The sequence below is a fragment of the Clostridioides sp. ZZV14-6154 genome, assembly GCF_020657785.1.
Lineage (GTDB): Bacteria > Bacillota > Clostridia > Peptostreptococcales > Peptostreptococcaceae > Clostridioides.
In genome coordinates, this window is the sequence record NZ_JAGWCY010000028.1 from 1 (window position 1) to 2,177 (window position 2,177).

The 2,177-nt window shown below is 29.4% G+C and carries 4 protein-coding genes; 1 reads left to right on the forward strand and 3 read right to left on the reverse strand.

Features of this window, described 5'->3' with window-relative positions:
* Positions 1-141: 141 nt before the first annotated feature.
* The gene (locus KGF45_RS19410; RefSeq protein WP_227830493.1) at positions 142-765 is read left to right on the forward strand and encodes a uracil-DNA glycosylase family protein; all 624 of its coding nucleotides are present in this window, start codon (positions 142-144) and stop codon (positions 763-765) included.
* A 157-nt stretch (positions 766-922) separates the two neighbouring features.
* On the opposite strand, the gene KGF45_RS19415 is transcribed toward KGF45_RS19410, so the two are convergent.
* The 3 genes from KGF45_RS19415 to KGF45_RS19425 all read right to left on the reverse strand — a co-directional run.
* On the reverse strand, positions 923-1,702 hold the full coding sequence (locus KGF45_RS19415) for an EFR1 family ferrodoxin (protein ID WP_227843074.1): 780 nt from the start codon (positions 1,700-1,702) through the stop codon (positions 923-925).
* A gap of 69 nt (positions 1,703-1,771) precedes the next feature.
* The gene (locus tag KGF45_RS19420) at positions 1,772-1,993 is read right to left on the reverse strand and encodes a hypothetical protein (protein WP_227843075.1); all 222 of its coding nucleotides are present in this window, start codon (positions 1,991-1,993) and stop codon (positions 1,772-1,774) included.
* Positions 1,994-2,078: 85 nt separating this feature from the next.
* Positions 2,079-2,177 (reverse strand): zinc ribbon domain-containing protein (locus tag KGF45_RS19425; protein WP_227843076.1); only part of this gene is annotated, 99 nt, incomplete at its 5' end.

Below are 2,177 nucleotides of genomic sequence, written 5' to 3' on the forward strand. Positions count from 1 at the left end.
GTACGGAGGGCTAACTTCGGAATTTAAGCCTTTGGAGAACTATACCAAATCGTAGTAGCTTAGGCAAGGCGAGGTTCAGTGAAGAAGGAAAAATCTCGATATGGATATATTTGACCATATTTTGAGTGGCAGGTTAAACATATGAAGATAAATATAAAATCAACTTTAAATGAATTTATTAAAAATAATAATCTTTTTGAGGATAATGAAATCTTATCATATCTTCCCAATATAACAATAGATACAGACTCTATAAAAACTATAATGATTAACGAAGTTGTCCCAAGTAATCCTAATGATGATTTTTATAGTTTAGATGAGCATGCTGACTACTTAAAAACTACAATCCCTTTATTCCAAAATGCAGGTACAAAAATATCTAGCATAAATGATATTTTAAATCTAGGCATATATATAACTAATGCAGTAAAATTACCTAAAACAGAATATACAATAACTCGTGACACTATTCAATCGCACATGCCTATTTTAGAAAAAGAAATTAAATTATTCAGTAATCTAAAAGTAATAATGTTGATGGGAGATGTAGCAAAAAAATCTTTTAATATGATTACTAAAAAACATACAAAAAAGAATGCAGTTCCTTCTATTTCAACATATAAACTTCGTAATAGCGAACTTTATTATGACAATTTACGAATATTTCCATCATATATTATGACTGGTGGAAACTTATTGATTGAAAAATCAAAATTCGAAATGGCCTCAGAAGATATTCAAAAAATGATAGAACTTATAAAATAATAAAAAAGTGCCTCATCAAAAACGCTTTGAGGCACTCTACTTTTCAAGCTATAATGTATAATTATATTATTCTTTTTTATAGTAAGTTTAAATTTTTCTTTAATATTATTTATCACTAACTTTTAATATTGTCCATCATTAAATAAATTAAACTTATCTATTTATCTAAAAATATATCCTTCACAGTAACGTCTGGATGGTGATACTTCTTCCTATCTGTCAAAAACGATTTTTTTATATTAATTGCCTCTTTGGGACACCAATGGAAACAGGCTAAACACCTTTCACACTCATTACCCCACTTTGGCTTTCTGTCAACTATACTTATGTTTTCTAATGGGCAAACTCTTTTGCATGTCCCACACCCATTACACTTATCTTCTGCAAAAAATTTAGTAGTGGCAATCTGCATGTTTTTACCCACTAGACGAAGTGTAAAACTGTCTACATATGACTTTAAATTGTTTTTTCCTTCTATCTTTCCACTCTCTAAGTTGTTGATACACTTTGTTATTTCTGACACTCTATTAGTAAAGTTTCTTAGTCTCTCTTCTTCAACATCTCGAGGTGTTGTCAAAGCATTTCCAGGCATATCAATTACAAAACCAGCAGATAGCTCTTTTCCTTTTTTCTTAAGTAATTTATTTATAGTAAACAAACTATGGCCAGCCACTCCATTACATGTAGCAATAGCATACATATCGGGATTACTATTAAAATTTAATTTATCTATAAAAGACTTTACTATATCAGGAACATCAGCAAAATAAACTGGAAAAACAATTACCAAGATATCTTCATTTACGTCTATATTTCTTTCTTTTCTATGTATAGCTAAAGGTATTAATTCTCCATTTTCATTTAACATTTCTTTTAAAGTCTTTGAAACCACTAAAGAGTTTCCCGTTCCAGAAAAATAATAAATCTTAGAACTCATCCTTATCCCTCTTTCTATTGTTTTGTATCATCAATGAGTTAAAAAGACTTCTTAAAACATAATTTATACTTATTTACTGAGTTTATCCAAAGCTTCAGTAAATAAAGACAGTTCCTCATCTGAAATAGATTTAAATGTCTCTGTTGCATATATGTCTGCAATTTTATTTAATGGCTCTTCTAATTCTCTGCCTAAATCTGTTAAAAATATTTGAAACTTTCGTCTATCTTTAACATCTACTTTACGAACACTGAACCTCTCATGACTAAAGTCACAGGGTTCCTGCTTCATAGAATTTTGCATACTAAAATATGTCTTACCAATTCTCCACAGGCTATCCCCGTAGTCCCTACGGTTCTTACATAAGTTATCTATCTTAAACTGTTATTAGTCTTAATCCTTCTTTTAGTATATTTATACTTGCATTTATATCTCTATCGTGAGTTACATTACAACAAGGACAAATCCATTCTCT

Excerpts from the sequence above, each read along its gene's own strand:
- KGF45_RS19420 (WP_227843075.1), bottom strand. The coding sequence starts at position 1,993 with ATGAAGCAGGAACCCTGTGACTTTAGTCATGAGAGGTTCAGTGTTCGT.
- KGF45_RS19410 (WP_227830493.1), top strand. The coding sequence starts at position 142 with ATGAAGATAAATATAAAATCAACTTTAAATGAATTTATTAAAAATAAT.
- KGF45_RS19415 (WP_227843074.1), bottom strand. The coding sequence starts at position 1,702 with ATGAGTTCTAAGATTTATTATTTTTCTGGAACGGGAAACTCTTTAGTG.